Origin of the sequence: Streptomyces sp. 5-10 (assembly GCF_014712245.1) — a bacterium.
Taxonomy (GTDB): Bacteria; Actinomycetota; Actinomycetes; order Streptomycetales; family Streptomycetaceae; genus Streptomyces; species Streptomyces violaceusniger.
Genome location: NZ_JACVYG010000099.1, coordinates 1 through 15,935, shown reverse-complemented (window position 1 = coordinate 15,935; position 15,935 = coordinate 1). Strand labels below are relative to the sequence as shown.

The following is a 15,935-nucleotide window of genomic DNA, read 5'->3' as shown; positions in this document are numbered from 1 at the left end:
CGGCGCGCCCGGCGCCTCGGGCCCCGGTTCGGGCCCCGGCCCGGACGCCGGGCAGTCCGGCGCGTGGTGGTCGGCCGAGGGCGGACAGCCGCACGGCGGCCAGGGCGACGGCCAGGGCGGGCAGGGAGGCCCGGGCGGACCGGGTGGCCCGGGCGGACCGTGGGGGACCGCTCCCGTGCCGCCGTCCTCCGGCCCCTTCGAGCGCAAGCCCCGCGGGCTGGTCGCCGCCGTGCTGGCCGCCGTCCTGGTCGCGGGCGGCATCGGCGGCGGCATCGGCTTCTGGGCCGCCGACCGGGAGAGCGACAGCGGCGACACCACCACCGTCTCCGCCTACGGCAACCCCAAGACGGAGAGCCGCGCGCCCGGCTCGGTGTCGAGCATCGCCAACAAGACGCTGCCCAGCGTCGTCACCATCGAGGCCCAGGGCAACAACGGCGAGAGCGGCACCGGCACCGGCTTCGTCTACGACAAGCAGGGCCACATCCTCACCAACAACCACGTCGTCGCCTCGGCCGCCGACAACGGCAAGCTGACCGCCACCTTCTCCAACGGCAAGCGGTACACCGCCCAGGTCGTCGGCCGCGCCCAGGGCTACGACGTCGCCGTGGTCAAGCTCAAGAACGCCGCGGGCGCCAAGCTCGACCCGCTGCCCCTCGGCAACTCCGACCGGGTCGCCGTGGGCGACGCCACGGTCGCCATCGGCGCCCCCTTCGGCCTCTCCGGCACCGTCACCACCGGCATCGTGAGCGCCAAGAACCGCCCGGTCGCCTCCAGCGACGGAGGCGGCGGCAACGCCTCGTACATGAGCGCCCTCCAGACCGACGCCTCCATCAACCCGGGCAACTCCGGCGGCCCGCTGCTCAACGCGGACGGCGGCGTCATCGGCATCAACTCCGCCATCCAGTCGGCCGGCAACGGCAGCGGCCTCGGCGAGTCCCAGCAGTCCGGCAGCATCGGCCTCGGCTTCGCGATCCCGATCAACCAGGCCAAGAACGTCGCCGAGCAGCTGATCAAGACGGGCCAGCCCGTCTACCCGGTCATCGAGGCCACGGTCAACATGAAGGACTCCACCAGCGGCGCCACCATCGCCTCCAACGGCGCCGGCGGCAGCCCCGCCGTCGTCCCCGGCGGCCCGGCCGACAAGGCCGGTCTCAAGTCCGGCGACGTGATCACCAAGCTCGACGACACGGTCATCGACAGCGGCCCCACCCTCATCAGCGAGATCTGGACCCACCAGCCGGGCGACAAGGTCACCCTCACCTACAAGCGCGGCGGCAAGGTGTCCAAGGTGGACGTCACCTTGGGGAAGCGCAAGGGTGACAGCTGACGCGCTAGGCTGATCCCCGCGCCATCACGAACGGCGCGGGGAGGCTTGCCCGAGCGGCCTAAGGGAACGGTCTTGAAAACCGTCGTGGCAGCGATGTCACCGAGGGTTCAAATCCCTCAGCCTCCGCGCAGGTAGCAAAAGCGCAGGTGGGAGGGGGTTCCGGCGAAACCGGAGCCCCCTCCCACTCGCTTTGTGTCTCAGCCTGTTCCCCCTGAATCCCAGCGTTGACCAGCGCGTGCACCTGGGATTCCTCCCGGTTCCTGGTCATCGAGTTCCCCGATATGGACCGGATCCGGGAGTGGTATGACTCCCCCGAGTACCGGCGAGCCCGGGAGATAAGGGAGGGAAAGGTTCGGGTGCGGATGCTGTTCGCCGAGGGTTCGCCGCCCGAGGGCTTCTCCCTTCCGGCCTAGCGGTTCCGCTGGTGTGCGAGGGGGGAGGTGGCGGGCGACGGTGAGTGATCACTTGGCTGCCGGAGCCGACTGGACGGCCAGCCAATCCACGTAGGTGAGTCATTCGGCATTGTCCGGCATGTTGTTGAGCGCATCATCGATCAACTGGTTCGCCCGGTGCCGTTGCGCCCACAGCAGCTTTGCGTAGAACTTCCAGAGCACCGCGATGCTGTGCCATCTGAGCGCCTGCTCCCTATCTCGCATGGCGTAGGTGTCGGGGGGTGCCCATGGTTCAGGGGCACCCCTTCTGCGTGTCGTGCTCCGGGCGTCAGGAGATGGAGGCGCTGGTGCCGAACTCGAAGACGTTGGATTCGTTCGGTCTGATCTGGTTGATGGCATGACGGGCGCTCACGGCTCGGGTGAGTGCTGCCAGCGCTCCTCATCGGCTACGAACGGGTCGTGCCCCGGGAGCGAGGAAGCGCCACCCCACCCACCCACGGGTGAAGTGGCGCATGGTGTGCCACACGGTCCGGCCGGCCTACTCGGCGGCCGCCTTGAGCCCGTGCGGGATGGGTGCAACGCCTACGCGCCGGCCGGCGCTTCCTGGGTGGCGGCCCGTCGGGCCATGCCGCCACCGCCGGTGCTCACTCCGCCGTGCGGGGTCCGCGCGCTGCGGCCGTCGGCCTTGAACTTCCCGTCCCGCAGCTCGAAGCGCTCGGGCGGCGAGCAGCCGATCGCCGGGGTGATCAGCAGGCTCGCGGTGACGGGTGCGGGGTTGGTGCTCGCCGTCGAGAACTCGCAGATCGCGCCCCGCCCGGTGACCGGGAACCAGAACCAGCTGTCCACCGCGCCGACCCGTACCTCGTCCGAGAGCACGAACCGGCCGTGCTGCCGGGCGAAGGCCCTCAGCCGGACGGAGGCTCTCAGCGGGTCGACGGTGGACCGGATCGCGGTCAGGGTGAACTTGACGTTCTCGTCGGCGTCCAGGACCGAGGACGCGATCTGTCTGGTCTCGGCCCCCCGCCCGTCGCTTGGCCGCCCGTTGTGGGCGTCGGCTTCGGTGGTTTCGGCAGGGGTGGCCAGCATGGCGACGGTCGCCGCGGCGGTGACCAGCACCGAGCTGCCGCGCACGAGCGCGCTCGCTTGTATCGGCATGTTTCCTCCCTGGTGCTCATGCGTACTGTTTGCGCATGAACGCCACCTTTTCCCTTCCACCTGGCAGTGGGAAAACCACCTGAATCACCCGTTCGCGCGCGGCGTCACCCGGTCGGATCGGACAACTGCTCCATCGGTCGGCAGCCGTGCATCCGGCTCCTGTGCTTCGCGGCCGGAGTGGCCTGTTCCGTCGCCCTCGACCTCGTGCGGTACGACGACGATCTGGTACTCGTCCTCGTAGACGACCCTCCCCGGATTCGACGATCGGATCATCCGGCACTCGATGCCGTGAGCGGCGAGGATCTCCAGGTAGCCGTCCACGCGTGTGATCAGTTCCCGGGACGTGGATTTGAACCAGGCTGCCGCTCCGGGGTGGAGCGCGTGGTCGTAGACCGTCGGGTCCACGGTCGAGGGGTCTGGATAGGCCGTGTTGTACCAGTCGTTGTTGGCCCGCCGGAAGCGCTCCTGCTCAGCGTTCAGCTTCCCGCTTCGCGCCAGCCCGTTGACCAGGCCGAACACCCCGGAGAAGTGGCCGCGCTCGTTCCGGACCGGGCTCTGGAATCGTACGTAGAGGGCTTCGTCAACGGGCTCTCTCGCTTCGTCGATCTGCACGGTGCGGATGGTAGGGACGGGGGCGGGGGCCGTCGGTCGTTCGGTGGGGCTGGTCGGTGGGCAGATCTGGCCGAAAATGTATGGGTGGGGCGTTGGTGCAGGTCAGGGCTGGGGGGATTGGCTGTTTGGGGGGTGGGTGGTGGGTGGGAAGGCGGGAAGTGGGCTTTTAGTTGTAGCTAAAGGTGGGAAGCTTTCACTGAGGGTGTTCGACGCCCGAGGTCGGCACCATGCGCTGGGAGGTTGATGAAGCGTGCCGTGGAAAAGCAAAGGTGCGAAGGCGGAGGCTGCCGACCACGCGGGGGCGCGGTTGGCGCGTCAGGCCACTGTGGAGGTCGCCGGGTTGCTGGGGAAGCGTGGCATGAGCCGCACTGACCTCGCCCGGCTCATGGACGTCAGCCCGGGACGGGTGAGCCAAATCTTATCCGGAGACGAGAATCTGACGCTGCGCAGCCTCGCTGCCGTGGCCGATGCGCTGGAGCTGGACATCAAGATCAGTTTTGTGGAGCCCAAGGAGGACGGGGCTCGGCGGCCGCGTGGGCTGGGCGATGGCTCCGATGCCTTTGTCTACGCTCCTTGAAGGCAGCGGGCTGTGCGGGGTGCACGGGCGTGCGCGGGGTGCGTCCCTGACGGGCGTCGCCGTGGTGTGCGGTGCGCGGCGCCACGTCGGGGGTGCGCGGCGCGTCGGGGGTGCCGGCCGCGTCGGACGTGCGAGCCACGTCAGGGGTGCGAGGCGCCCGTCGTGGCGAGGGGGCGTACCGCCAGCGCCTCGTCCCGCAGCCGCATGAGCTCGCGGTCGCCGCTCCGCTTCCCGGTCCGGTAGCCGAACTCCAGCATGCGTACGCAGGCGTCCATGGCCATCGCCAAGGTCTGACGGCGGTCCTCCGCCTCCTCCCGGGTCGGGGCGTGCAGCTCCGGCGGGAACTCCTGGACCTCGCGCTGGCGGCACTTCGCCTCGATGTCGGCCTCGACCTTGGCCGCGTCGTCCAAGAGCTGGTCCACCTCCTCGTACAGGGTGTTGATCGTCGTCCTGTCCTTGGCCGCCGGAGCGCAGCCGCGCAGGTGGAGGCGGGCCTCGAAGGCGAACATGCGCAGCTGGGCCACGTTCTCGAAGTCCCTGACCAGGCGGTGGCAGTGGAGGTACATGTCGTGGACCAGCCGCCGCTCCAGCTCGCTCAGCAGCACCGCGATGCCCAGCGTGATCACGGCCACGAAGGGCGGCGTGGACTGCTGGTTCTGCTGCTGACGGACGCGAGGCGCCAGGGCCCCGCCCGCGGCGGCAGCGGCCACGGCGGGTGGCACATCGGCGGCGTGCGGCAGCAGCAGGGCGATGGTGAGCAGCGCCGCCGCGCAGGTGCAGGCGATGATTCCGCAGCACAGCGACGCGGACCTTACGGTCCCCAGCAGACGGCCCTTGTCGGCGAAACGGTGGACCAGCGAGATCCAGGTGACCAGCGCGCAGACGCCTATCGGTAACGCGAACTCCGCGAACCACCCCTGTGCGTACAGCTCGTGCAATGCTCCCCCCTGATCGCGCCTTGGTGCCGGTGCGCCGGAGGCGGTCGGCCGGACACCGGGCACCTGGCACCTGGCACCGGGCGCGGAGCACCGGTGCCGAAGCACCGGTCACGGGGCACCGATCACGGGGAGAGCGGGAATCCCTTCACTGTCCGCCTCGGGGGCGGACGTACCGGCGAGTGGGCGTGTGGTTCCTGCGCCGTTCGGTCCCCGCGCCGCCTGGTTCCTACGCGTTTCGGTCCCTGCGCCTTCCGGTTGCCGCGCCTTCCGGTTCCTGTACAGAGCGCCTCGTCGCGTGGTCACGATAGTGCTCCTCGTTCCCGTAGCGCACGGCTCACCGTCCATGTACCGCTGGATCGCGCCGCCTCTGGCGTCCTGCGATACGTCTGCCGCCCCCGCTCCGTTCATCCCGCCCACGGGGCATACCGGGCATCAGGCCAAGCGTCAGGCACACGCGTCCGGGGGCTGGAGGTGGCGGGCGGCGCTGCGGGCCGCGGAGGCGACGGTGGCGCGGGCCTCGCGCGGGGGCAGGCCGGTGTCGAGCGCGGCCTCGATCAGGGCGGGGGCCAACTCCGGCCCAGCGCCCGTCTCGTAGGCGCGGCAGGCCGCCCAGAACAGCCGGTCGTTGCGCTGGCCCTCCCGTGAGGCTCGGACGAACCGTACGAGCCCCTCCAGGGCCGCGGGATGCGGCTCGGGGAACGGCGGGCCGGGGCGGTACGAGCGGGGCGGGGCCGGGCGCGGGGGCGTGAGCAGGCGCAACAGGGCGGACGGGGCGGGTGCCGGGGCCCAGGCGGGGGAGCCGGGCGCGAGGCGATAGCTGCCGTGCGAGGCGTAGGAGCCGGGGCCGACGAGATAGCCGCCCAGCCCCCGGATGTCGATGCCGGGGGCCAGACGGCCGGCGGAGTTGGGGACGGCGAGGCCGGGTGGGCCGCACAGCCACAGATGGCGGCCGCCGCTCGGGGTGAGCACGGTGACCGTACGGGGGATGGTGAAGGCGTGCTCACGGGCCAGCCGGGCGAGGGCGGCCAGGCCGTCCGTGCGGTCCTTACGGCTTGCACCGGGACTCTCNCGGCCAGGCCGTCCGTGCGGTCCTTACGGCTTGCACCGGGACTCTCGGCCGCACTGGCCGCACTGGCCGCACTGGCCGCACTGGCCGCACTGGCCGCTCCGGTCCGCTCGGCTGCCCCGGTCGCTCCGGCTCGCTCGGCTGCCGCAGTCGCACTGGCCGCTCCGGTCCGCTCGGCTGCCCCGGTCGCTCCGGCTCGCTCGGCTGCCGCAGTCGCACTGGCCGCTCCGGTCCGCTCGGCTGCCCTGGCCGCTCCGGACCGCTCGGTCGTCCCGGTCGCCCCAGCCCGCTCCGCCGTCCCGGTGGTCCCTCCGGCCCGAGCGTCCGTGTCGCTCGCTCCCCCGGTCCCCTGGGGCCCGCCGGGCGCTCCCGGCTTACCGGGCCGCACGCCCCGGAGGTCGAGGTCGATGCCGATGAGGTGGTACGGGGCGCATCCGCAGGCGATGCCGTAGCCGGTGGCCCAGGGAGCGGCGGCGAACAGGGCGCGGATCGCGTCCGGGTCCGCCGAGGCGTCATGGACGCCATGGCCCAGCCGACCGCATTCGCCATGGCACGGCAGCGGGGCGGGGTCGTGGTGGTGAGGGGAGCGCACGGCGGGCAGCTTCGCGCGGGTCAGCGGGATCACCCGGAAACCGTGGGCCGCGGCGGTCAGAGCGTGGGCAAGGGCATGGGCGAGTGAGGGATTCGCCATGCCACCCATTTTCGGACAAGTGTTCGGTAATGGGAAGAGGGCACGGTAAGTCGCCGAGGATGGCCGAAATTATGCGGAACGGAGTGTCGCGTAAGGCTCACCCCGCAGCTGGGCGGAGCGCCGCACCGGGCGCACCGGCGCGACGCGGGGAGTGGGGGTGCATGGGGCGTTTAAAACAGGTTCATCATGCTTGCGTGGTAATTCCAGTGGCCCGCGCGCATCGTCCGGGAATCGGTGGGCAACTCTGCTTCCGCGACCCTTTCGAGCCTCGGGGAGGTCGCGGAAGTCGGGAGTGGGATCGGAGGAATCGAGATGGCGGACATCCGGACGGGCCCCGGCCGCACCTTCGCCGCGCCACCGTTCTCCGCGTCCAGGGTGGGGTGCGGCTCCTGGGATCCGACGCGTCTGACGCGCTCGCACGGGGGCAGGTCGCCGCCAACGCGAGACCCCGCGAGCGCCCGTAGGGGAGCCGCGGGAAACCCGCGAAGCCCGGGAAACGCGGGGACCGCGGAAGCGGTGCGATGTCCGAACGATCTGAGTGAGCTGTGGTGATTCATTGAGCGAAACGGGACGGGTGAGGTCGTACGGTCGCGCGGTGGCGTATCAACGCCATCGCGCGACCGTACGTGTGTCGTGCTTCAGCGTTCGTCCTTGACAGCGTCGATTTATCTGACGGATAGTCAGATTGCTTTCTACGGCAGACATGCGGCAGGGGAAGCGATGACGCGTGATGAGCTGGACGTTGACCCGGAAGAGCTGTACGGACGGCTGAAGACGTACGAGGGGCGGACGGCCGCGAGCGGCGGCGCGGGCAGGGACCCCGTCAACGAGCCCATGATCAGGCACTGGTGCGAGGCCATGGGCGACACCAACCCCGCCTACCCGGCTGTGGCCCCGCCCACGATGCTCCAGGCGTGGACGATGGGCGGTCTGGCCGGGCACCCCGGCGGTTCGGCCCGCTCCGAGGCGTACGACGAGCTGCTGGCGCTGCTCGACGACGCGGGCTGCACCTCGGTGGTTGCCACCGACTGCGAGCAGGAGTACCTGCGACCGCTGCGCCCCGGCGACCGGGTCACCTTCGACGCGGTCATCGAGTCGGTGTCACCGCGCAAGACCACCAAGCTCGGCACCGGGTACTTCGTCACCACCCGCATGAACGTCCGCGCCGGGGACGGGGAACTGGTCGGCACCCACCGCTTCCGCATCCTCAAGTACGCACCCGCGCGGCCGAAGAGAGCGGCGAAGTCGGAGCCGAAGCGAACGCCGGAGCCGAAGCGAAAGTCGGAGCCGCCGGCCGACCGTCCCCGCCGCCCTCGCCCCGTCATCAACCGCGACAACGCCGGTTTCTGGGAGGGCGTCGCCCGGCATCAGCTGCTCATCCAGCGCTGCCTGGACTGCGCCACCCCGCGCTTCCCCTGGCTGCCCGGCTGCGGGGCGTGCGGCTCCCAGCGGTGGGAGGCGGTCGAGGCGTCCGGCGCCGGCACCGTGTTCAGCTATGTGGTCATGCACCATCCGCCCTTCCCCGCCTTCGACCCGCCGTACGCGGTCGCCCTCATTGAGCTCGCGGAGGGCGTGCGGATGGTCAGCGACATCACCGGGGTGCCGTACGACAAGGTGCGCATCGGCATGCCCGTCGAGCTGGAGTTCCTACGCGTGGACGAGGAGCTGGAGCTGCCGGTGTTCCGGGGCGCGGAGGCGTAACGGATGGACAGGAGGCCTGACGGATGGACAGGGCGGACCCCGGTGGCCTCGGCAGCGTGGACCCCGGTGGCCTCGGCAGCGCGGACCCCGGTGGCCTCGGCAGCGCCGACCGTACGGACGAGGAGGCGGTCGTATGACGGTGCGTACGGGCGATGAGCTGCCCCCACTGCGCATCCCGATCACCCGGACCCTGATCGTCGCCGGTGCCCTCGCGTCCCGGGACTACCAGGATGTGCACCACGACGCCGAGGCGGCCAAGGAGAAGGGCTCCCCGGACATCTTCATGAACATCCTCACCACCAATGGGCTGGTCGGCCGGTACATCACCGATCACTTCGGGCCGCGGGCCCGGCTCCGTAAGGTCGCCATCCGGCTCGGGGCGCCCAATTACCCCGGCGACGAGATGGTGCTGACCGGCCGGGTCACCTCGGTCGCGGAGGGCACGGCGGAGGTCGCCGTCATCGGTAAGAACGGCATCGGCCACCATGTGACCGGCACGGTCACCGTGCGGCTCCCCGACGACGCTCCAAGGACCACCCCCACCACCGCAACCCCCATCACCACCCCCACCACCCCGGACACCCCCCGATGAGCGCCCGCACGCCGGACACCCTGGGCGGCAGGGCCGCCATCGTCGGCATCGGCGCCACCGAGTTCTCCAAGGACTCGGGCCGCAGCGAGCTGAAGCTGGCCGTCGAGGCCGTCCAGGCGGCCCTGGACGACGCCGGGCTCGCCCCGGCCGACGTGGACGGGCTGGTCACCTTCACCATGGACACCAGCCCCGAGATCACCGTGGCGCAGGCCTGCGGCATCGGCGATCTCACCTTCTTCTCGCGCGTCCACTACGGCGGGGGCGCGGCCTGCGCCACCGTGCAGCAGGCCGCGCTCGCCGTCGCGACCGGCGTCGCCGAGGTCGTCGTCTGCTACCGCGCGTTCAACGAGCGCTCCGGGCGCCGCTTCGGCTCCGGCGTGCAGCACCGCGAGCCGTCCGCCGAGGGCGCCGCGCTCGGCTGGTCGCTGCCGTTCGGGCTGCTGACCCCGGCCTCGTGGGTCGCCATGGCCGCCCAGCGCTATCTCTACACCTATGGGCTGACACCCGAGGTTTTCGGCCATGTGGCCGTCACCGACCGCCGCCACGCGGCCACCAACCCGGCCGCGTACTTCCACGGCAAGCCGATCACCCTCGCCGAGCACGCCGCCTCCCGCTGGATCGTCGAGCCGCTGCGGCTGCTCGACTGCTGTCAGGAGACGGACGGCGGTCAGGCGATCGTGGTCACCAGTGTGGAGCGGGCGCGTGACCTGCCGCGTCCGCCCGCCGTGATCACGGCCGCGGCGCAGGGCGCGGGCCGCGGCCAGGAGCAGATGACGAGCTTCTACCGCGACGATCTGACGGGCCTCCCCGAGATGGGGGTGGTCGCCCGTCAGCTGTGGCGCGGCAGCGGGCTGACCCCGGCCGACATCGACGTGGCCATCCTCTACGACCACTTCACGCCATTCGTGCTGATGCAGCTGGAGGAGTTCGGCTTCTGCGGGCGCGGCGAGGCGGCCGGATTCGTCGCCGAGGACGCGCTGCCGCTCAATACGCACGGCGGCCAGCTCGGCGAGGCGTATCTGCACGGGATGAACGGGATCGCCGAGGCCGTCCGCCAGATCCGCGGCAGCTCCGTCAACCAGGTGCCGGGTGCCGCCCGCACCCTGGTCACCGCGGGCACCGGGGTACCGACATCCGGGCTTCTCCTCGGCGCAGACGGCTGAACCGCGCGCGTGTCTGCGGTATCGGGCCGCCGAAGTCCACCTTCACTCGTCATATGACCCGAAGTAAGCAGAGCAGATGGCAGGTCACGGGCTGGGCCGCCGGTCTGGCCGCGGCCCTGGCCACCGCCATCGCCGGTGCCACCCCCGCCGCCTCGGCGCAGGTCCTGCCCGACCCCCGCCCCCTGGGCGCCAAGGTCTTCAAGGGCTGGGCCTTCGACACCTGCCACGCGCCGTCCCTCGCCACCCTGCACGCGTGGAACAGCTCCCGCTACCGCGCCGTCGGCGTCTACTACGCGGGCCGCGGCCGGGCCTGCGCCAGCCAGCCCAACCTCACCGTCTCCTGGATGCGCGGCGTCAAGAGCATGAAGTGGCGGGTGTTGCCCATCTTCGTCGGATCCCAGTCGCCTTGTGTCCGCAACACCAACAAGAAGCACGTGCCCATCGGCAGCAAGCCGTTCTCCCAGGGACAGGCGGAGGGCAAGGACGCGGTGGCGCGCGCCAAGGCGCTCTCCCTGAAGAAGCGCAGCGCGCTCTACCTCGACATGGAGGCGTACGACGTGAAAGCGACGAGCTGCGCCGCCAAGACGCTCTCCTTCATCCGCGGCTGGAATCGTGCGGTCCGCTCGCGCGGCTTCTTCCCCGGCTTCTACAGCAGCGCCGAGTCCGGGGTGCGCCATGTGGAGCAGGCCCGCCGGGCCGGGGTCCATGACCTGCCCTCCGTGATGTGGTTCGCGCGCTGGAACGGGAAGCCGTCGCTGTACGGGGAGTCGACGCTGGCCAAGAGCGCGTGGAATCCGCACCGCCGCATCCACCAGTACCGGGGCAATGTGGAGGTGACGCACGGCGGCCGGACGCTGCGCATCGACCGCAACAAGGTGGACGCACCGGTCGCGATCATCAAGTGAGCACCCGTGGGGTGGGGCACACCCTCCCGGGGAACCGTAGGGAACCCTCCCGGAGAACCCTCGGGAAGAACCCTGACCGTCCGATCGCCCCCTCCCCCCGCAGGAGGTGGTGCCAGCACCACCCCTACAACCTGAGGCTGACTGCCCTTCGGCACTTATGGCCGATCCGCTCCGACCTGCTCGCTCCTAGCGTTGAGCCATGACCACGACCGTGTGCACAGGCGTCTCGGCCGCCGCGTTCCCGTCGTTCACCTCGTACGTACGGGCGCGGGGGCCCGTGCTGCTGCGCACCGCACGCTCGCTGACCTCCAACGCGTGTGACGCCGAGGATCTGCTGCAGACCGCGCTGACCAAGACGTACCTGGCGTGGGAGCGCATCGAGGACCACAACGCGCTGGACGGCTATGTGCGGCGCGCCCTGGTCAACACGCGGACGTCGCAGTGGCGCAAGCGCAAGATCGACGAATTCGTCTGCGAGGAGCTGCCCGAGCCCGAGACGGTGCCCGCCCCGGACCCCGCCGAACGGCAGGTGCTCCGCGACGCGCTGTGGCGCGCCGTACTGCGGCTGCCGGACCGTCAGCGGGCGATGGTCGTCCTCAGGTATTACGAGGACCTGAGCGAGGCGCAGACGGCGGAGGTTCTCGGGGTGTCCATCGGCACCGTCAAGAGCGCGGTCTCGCGCGCCCTCGGCAAGCTCCGCGAGGACCCGGAACTCGGCCACGCGGCATGATCGCCTGATCGACGCGATGGCGGCCTACGAGGCTGACCGGCGGGGGACCGACGGGGGCGACCGACGGGGGACCGACGGGGTCCGGGGGTAGTGACATACCAGGTGGTCGGCTGCAGAATCGGCGGAACCTCAACCCGCGCGTAACCGGAACCCTGGAGGCGCCCCGGTGCTCAGCACGATGCAGGACGTACCGCTGACCGTGACCCGCATCCTCGTGCACGGGGCGCTCGTGCACGGCCGCACGGCCCATGTGACCACCTGGACCGGAGAGGGCGAGCCCCAGCGACGCGGCTTCTACGAGGTGGGGGTGCGGTCCATCCAGTTGGCGAACGCGCTGCGCGATGAGCTCGGGGTCGAACCGGGGCAGGCCGTGGCCACCTTGATGTGGAACAACTGCGAGCATCTGGAGGCGTATCTCGCGGTCCCCTCCATGGGCGCCGTACTGCACACCCTCAACCTGCGGCTGCCCGCCGATCAGCTCGGCTGGATCGTGAACCACGCCGCCGACCGCGTGATCATCGTCAACGGCTCCGTGCTGCCGCTGCTCGCCCCGCTCCTCCCCGGCCTCACCACGGTGAAGCACATCGTGGTCGCGGGCCCCGGCGACCGTTCCGTCCTGGACGGCTGTGCCGCCCGGGTCCACGACTACGAGGAGCTGATCGAGGGCAGGCCGCAGCGGTACGCCTGGCCGGAGATCGACGAGCGCCAGGCGGCGGCCCTCTGCTACACCTCGGGGACGACCGGGCACCCCAAGGGCGTGGCCTACAGCCACCGCTCCATCTATCTGCACTCGATGCAGGTCAACACCGCCGAGTCGTTCGGCATGTCCGGGGGCGACATCCTGCTGCCGGTGGTGCCCATGTTCCACGCCAACGCATGGGGCACCCCGCACGCCGCCTTCATGGCGGGCGCCTCGATCCTCATGCCGGACCGCTTCCTCCAGCCGGAACCGCTCGCCGAGATGATCGAGCGCGAGCGTCCCACCATCGCCGCCGCCGTCCCCACCGTCTGGCAGGGGCTGCTCGCCGAACTCGACGCGCGGCCGCGGGAGGTGAGCAGTCTGCGGAACGTCTTCATCGGCGGCGCGGCCTGCCCGCCCTCCCTGATGAAGGCCTACGGGGAGCGCCACGGCATTAACGTCGTCCATGCCTGGGGCATGACGGAGACCTCTCCGCTCGGCTCCGTGGCCCATCCGCCGGGCGGTCTCTCGGCCGAGGAGGCCTGGCCGTACCGGCTGACGCAGGGCCGCTTCCCGTCCTCCGTCGAGTGCCGGTTGATCTCGGCGGACGGCGAACTCGTGCCGTGGGACGGGAAGACGCCGGGTGAGCTGGAGGTACGCGGTCCGTGGATCGCGGGCGCGTACTACGGAGGGGCGGACGGCGAGCCGTTCCGCCCCGAGGACAAGTTCACCGAGGACGGCTGGCTGAAGACCGGCGACGTCGGCACCATCAGCCCCGACTGCTATCTGACGCTGACGGACCGGGCCAAGGACGTCATCAAGTCGGGCGGTGAGTGGATCTCCTCGGTCGAGCTGGAGAACCAGCTGATGGGCCATCCGGAGGTCGCGGAGGCGGCGGTGGTGGCGGTGTCGGACGAGAAGTGGGGCGAGCGGCCGCTGGCCACGGTGGTGCTGACGGAGGGCGCCACGATCGACTACGAGGGGCTGCGGGCCTTCCTCGCCGAACGGGTCGCGCGCTGGCAGCTGCCGGAGCACTGGGCGCGGATTCCGGCGGTGCCGAAGACCAGCGTGGGGAAGTTCGACAAGAAGGTCATCCGAAAGAGGTACGCGGACGGGGAACTGGATGTGACCACGCTGGGCTGAGGATGCCGGGATCGGGAGCGCGTCGGCAACGCGGTCACCGTAAGGGTGCCGCTGTGGGCAACGCGGTCACCGTAAGGGTGCCGCTGTGGGCAACGTGGCCGCCGTAAGGAAGCCACTGTGGCAACGTGGCCGCCGTAAGGGTGCTGCTGTGGGTAACGCGGTCACCGTAAGGGTGCCGCTGTGGGCAACGCGGTCACCGCAAGGAGGCGGGTGTCTCCTTACGGCGGCCGTACGTAACCGGTGCCGGCCGCAGGCGTCAGTTCGTGCCGATCTTCGCCAGCAGGTCCACGATCCGCGACTGCACCTCGGCGCTCGTCGAGCGCTCCGCGAGGAACAGCACCGTCTCGCCCGAGGCCAGCCGGGACAGGTTCGCCGGGTCGATGTCCGCGGAGGTGTAGACGACCAGCGGGGTGCGGTTCAGCAGTCCGTTGCCGCGCAGCCAGTCGACGATCCCGGCCCGGCGGCGGCGTACCTGCATCAGGTCCATCACCACCAGGTTGGGCCGCATCTGGGCCGCGAGCGAGACCGCGTCCGCGTCCGTCGCCGCGCGGGCGACCTGCATCCCGCGCCGCTCGAGCGTCGCCGTGAGCGCCATCGCGATCGGCTCGTGCTCCTCGATCAGCAGCACGCGCGACGGATGCTGCTCGCTGTCGCGCGGCGCGAGCGCCTTGAGCAGGACGGCCGGGTCGGCGCCGTACGCCGCCTCCCGCGTCGCCTGGCCGAGCCCCGCGGTCACCAGCACCGGCACCTCGGCGGCGACCGCCGCAGTACGCAGCGACTGCAGTGCGGTCCGGGTGATCGGCCCGGTCAGCGGGTCGACGAACAGCGCCGCCGGGTACGCGGCGATCTGGGCGTCCACCTCCTCACGGGAGTTCACGATCACCGGGCGGTAGCCGCGGTCGCTCAGCGCCTGCTGGGTGGACATGTCCGGCGCGGGCCACACCAGGAGGCGGCGCGGGTTGTCCAGCGGCTCCGGCGGCAACTCGTCGTCGGGCGGCGGGGTGCGGTCGTCGACGATCTCGACGGCGCCGTTGGGCCCGTCCAGCGGCTCCGGCCCCTCGGCGCCCTCGTCCGGCGCGCCAATGGCGAACGTACGGCCGGAGCCCTGCGAGGCGCCCACCGCGCGCTGCGGCTGCGGCCCCGGCCCGGGCTGGGGGCGGGGCTGCGCGCCGGTCTGCGGACCGGGGTGCGGCTGCGGTCCGGTGTGCGGCTGCTGGCCGTGCGCGGGCTGCCCGGTGTGGGGCTGCGGTCCGGTGTGCGGATGCGCGCGGTTGCCGGTCGGCTGGAGTTCGGCCGAGGCGCCCTGGTCCGTCATCTCGGGCCGGGCGGCCAGCTTGCGCCGCCTGCCGCCGCCCGTGCTGGTGCCTCCGGAGGGCGTCTGCGCCTGACCCTGCGGCGGGCGTCCTTGCGGCCGGCCCTGCGGCTGGCCCTGTGCGGGCTGGCCCTGGGGCTGCTCCCCCACCTGCTGGGCGAACGGCACCCCTTGGCCCAGGGTGCGCACGCTGATCGCGCGCCCCTGGGTGGTGTCGGCGTTCTGCGGGGTCTCGGCGGGCAGCGGCTGCGGACGGGGCTGTGCGGGCGCGTCCGGCCACTGCGCAGGCGGCTGCACGGGCTGCTGGGCCGGTGGGTGCCCGCTGGTCTCCGCGGGTTGCGGACCAGCCTGGGCCTGAGGCTGGGCCCCCTGCGGCTGCTCCTCGGCCAGCGCCCGGCGGGCGCGGCGCCGTCCGGTGGGCGGGACCTCCTGTGGTTGGCCGCCGCTGGTGTCCTGGCCCCAGTTGGGCTGCTGCTCCTCGGGGNAGCGCGGGCATGCCCGACGCGGCCGGCTGGGGGCCTTGGGCCTGCGGCTGGGGCCGACGCGGGTCCTGGCCCTGCCCCTGACCGGGGTCGGACGGCCAGCTACCGGGCCGCGCCGCGCCATTGGGCGCCGCGCCATTGGGCGGTACGGGCTCGCCTCGTACGGCCAGCCCCCCGCCCTGCTGCGGCTGGGGCGCGCCGCCCCGCGCCTCGCGGGAGCCGTGCTGCGCGGGGACGAGCCCGGCCGGGCCGAGCTCGGGCGGGAGCGCGCCGGGCTGCGCCCGGTCGGCGGCGGCAGGGGGCAGCGCGAAGGGGGAACGGACGAGCCCGGGATCGCCCGCGGGCTGCGGCTGGGACTGCTGCGGCTGAGGTTGCGGCTGAGGTTGTGGCTGCGTTTGGCCCTGCGCCTGGTCGGGCGTCGGCTGCTCCGGCGCCTCGCCCAGCGCCCGGCGGGCGCGGCGCCGTCCGGT

The 15,935-nt window shown here is 71.7% G+C and carries 13 protein-coding genes, 1 tRNA gene and 4 pseudogenes; 11 read left to right on the top strand and 7 right to left on the bottom strand.

Annotated elements, in window-relative coordinates; translation table 11 throughout:
* The 3 genes from IEJ02_RS46395 to IEJ02_RS46385 all read left to right on the top strand — a co-directional run.
* On the top strand, window positions 1-1,327 hold a 1,327-nt coding region (locus IEJ02_RS46395), incomplete at its 5' end, for a S1C family serine protease (protein ID WP_223865548.1).
* A gap of 39 nt (window positions 1,328-1,366) precedes the next feature.
* Window positions 1,367-1,453 (top strand) — tRNA-Ser (locus IEJ02_RS46390).
* Window positions 1,454-1,551: 98 nt separating this feature from the next.
* Window positions 1,552-1,740: a DUF1330 domain-containing protein gene (locus IEJ02_RS46385; RefSeq protein ID WP_223865547.1), complete on the top strand. Its 189-nt coding sequence runs from the start codon at window positions 1,552-1,554 to the stop codon at window positions 1,738-1,740.
* A gap of 99 nt (window positions 1,741-1,839) precedes the next feature.
* Here IEJ02_RS46385 and IEJ02_RS46380 read toward each other — a convergent pair whose 3' ends face one another.
* The 3 genes from IEJ02_RS46380 to IEJ02_RS46370 all read right to left on the bottom strand — a co-directional run bounded on the left by IEJ02_RS46380 (window position 1,840) and on the right by IEJ02_RS46370 (window position 3,486).
* Window positions 1,840-1,983: a hypothetical protein gene (locus tag IEJ02_RS46380; protein ID WP_191070292.1), complete on the bottom strand. Its 144-nt coding sequence runs from the start codon at window positions 1,981-1,983 to the stop codon at window positions 1,840-1,842.
* Window positions 1,984-2,301: 318 nt separating this feature from the next.
* A complete protein-coding gene (locus tag IEJ02_RS46375; protein WP_191070291.1) occupies window positions 2,302-2,874 on the bottom strand; it encodes a hypothetical protein in 573 nt (190 codons plus the stop codon).
* A gap of 84 nt (window positions 2,875-2,958) precedes the next feature.
* A complete protein-coding gene (locus IEJ02_RS46370; protein ID WP_317986094.1) occupies window positions 2,959-3,486 on the bottom strand; it encodes a hypothetical protein in 528 nt (175 codons plus the stop codon).
* Window positions 3,487-3,736: 250 nt separating this feature from the next.
* Between IEJ02_RS46370 and IEJ02_RS46365 the strand changes: the two genes are divergently transcribed.
* Window positions 3,737-4,063: a helix-turn-helix domain-containing protein gene (locus IEJ02_RS46365; RefSeq protein ID WP_137978646.1), complete on the top strand. Its 327-nt coding sequence runs from the start codon at window positions 3,737-3,739 to the stop codon at window positions 4,061-4,063.
* A 140-nt stretch (window positions 4,064-4,203) separates the two neighbouring features.
* Here IEJ02_RS46365 and IEJ02_RS46360 read toward each other — a convergent pair whose 3' ends face one another.
* The 3 genes and pseudogenes from IEJ02_RS46360 to IEJ02_RS49505 all read right to left on the bottom strand — a co-directional run.
* A complete protein-coding gene (locus tag IEJ02_RS46360; RefSeq protein ID WP_191070290.1) occupies window positions 4,204-5,001 on the bottom strand; it encodes a hypothetical protein in 798 nt (265 codons plus the stop codon).
* Window positions 5,002-5,445: 444 nt separating this feature from the next.
* Window positions 5,446-6,048, bottom strand: a pseudogene (locus IEJ02_RS46355) (bifunctional DNA primase/polymerase); the annotation flags it as partial.
* A gap of 410 nt (window positions 6,049-6,458) precedes the next feature.
* Window positions 6,459-6,767 (bottom strand): annotated as a pseudogene (locus IEJ02_RS49505) (bifunctional DNA primase/polymerase); the annotation flags it as partial.
* A gap of 711 nt (window positions 6,768-7,478) precedes the next feature.
* On the opposite strand from IEJ02_RS49505, the gene IEJ02_RS46345 reads away from it, so the two are divergent.
* From IEJ02_RS46345 to IEJ02_RS46320, 6 genes are all read left to right on the top strand, one after another.
* Entirely contained in the window at window positions 7,479-8,459 is a 981-nt protein-coding gene (locus IEJ02_RS46345) for a bifunctional MaoC family dehydratase N-terminal/OB-fold nucleic acid binding domain-containing protein (protein WP_191070288.1), read from the top strand.
* 133 nt (window positions 8,460-8,592) lie between these two features.
* Complete coding sequence (locus tag IEJ02_RS46340; protein ID WP_191070287.1) at window positions 8,593-9,051, top strand: MaoC family dehydratase; 459 nt, start codon at window positions 8,593-8,595, stop codon at window positions 9,049-9,051.
* The gene (locus IEJ02_RS46335; protein ID WP_191070286.1) at window positions 9,048-10,214 is read left to right on the top strand and encodes a lipid-transfer protein; all 1,167 of its coding nucleotides are present in this window, start codon (window positions 9,048-9,050) and stop codon (window positions 10,212-10,214) included. The genes IEJ02_RS46340 and IEJ02_RS46335 overlap by 4 nt, the downstream gene beginning before the upstream one ends.
* A gap of 53 nt (window positions 10,215-10,267) precedes the next feature.
* Complete coding sequence (locus IEJ02_RS46330; RefSeq protein WP_191070285.1) at window positions 10,268-11,119, top strand: DUF1906 domain-containing protein; 852 nt, start codon at window positions 10,268-10,270, stop codon at window positions 11,117-11,119.
* A gap of 199 nt (window positions 11,120-11,318) precedes the next feature.
* Window positions 11,319-11,849, top strand: coding sequence for a SigE family RNA polymerase sigma factor (locus IEJ02_RS46325; RefSeq protein ID WP_137978641.1), 531 nt, complete (start codon window positions 11,319-11,321; stop codon window positions 11,847-11,849).
* 166 nt (window positions 11,850-12,015) lie between these two features.
* Window positions 12,016-13,671 (top strand): long-chain fatty acid--CoA ligase, encoded by a 1,656-nt coding sequence (locus IEJ02_RS46320; RefSeq protein WP_191070284.1) that lies wholly within the window; start codon window positions 12,016-12,018, stop codon window positions 13,669-13,671.
* 256 nt (window positions 13,672-13,927) lie between these two features.
* On the opposite strand, the pseudogene IEJ02_RS46315 reads toward IEJ02_RS46320, so the two are convergent.
* Window positions 13,928-15,250: pseudogene (locus IEJ02_RS46315) on the bottom strand (response regulator transcription factor); the annotation flags it as partial.
* Window positions 15,251-15,503: 253 nt separating this feature from the next.
* Between IEJ02_RS46315 and IEJ02_RS49500 the strand changes: the two are divergent.
* A pseudogene (locus IEJ02_RS49500) lies at window positions 15,504-15,935 on the top strand (hypothetical protein); the annotation flags it as partial.

Coding starts and splice junctions, on each gene's coding strand:
- IEJ02_RS46380 (WP_191070292.1), bottom strand. CDS start 1,983: ATGCGAGATAGGGAGCAGGCGCTCAGATGGCACAGCATCGCGGTGCTC.
- IEJ02_RS46375 (WP_191070291.1), bottom strand. CDS start 2,874: ATGCCGATACAAGCGAGCGCGCTCGTGCGCGGCAGCTCGGTGCTGGTC.
- IEJ02_RS46345 (WP_191070288.1), top strand. CDS start 7,479: ATGACGCGTGATGAGCTGGACGTTGACCCGGAAGAGCTGTACGGACGG.
- IEJ02_RS46340 (WP_191070287.1), top strand. CDS start 8,593: ATGACGGTGCGTACGGGCGATGAGCTGCCCCCACTGCGCATCCCGATC.
- IEJ02_RS46335 (WP_191070286.1), top strand. CDS start 9,048: ATGAGCGCCCGCACGCCGGACACCCTGGGCGGCAGGGCCGCCATCGTC.
- IEJ02_RS46330 (WP_191070285.1), top strand. CDS start 10,268: ATGACCCGAAGTAAGCAGAGCAGATGGCAGGTCACGGGCTGGGCCGCC.
- IEJ02_RS46325 (WP_137978641.1), top strand. CDS start 11,319: ATGACCACGACCGTGTGCACAGGCGTCTCGGCCGCCGCGTTCCCGTCG.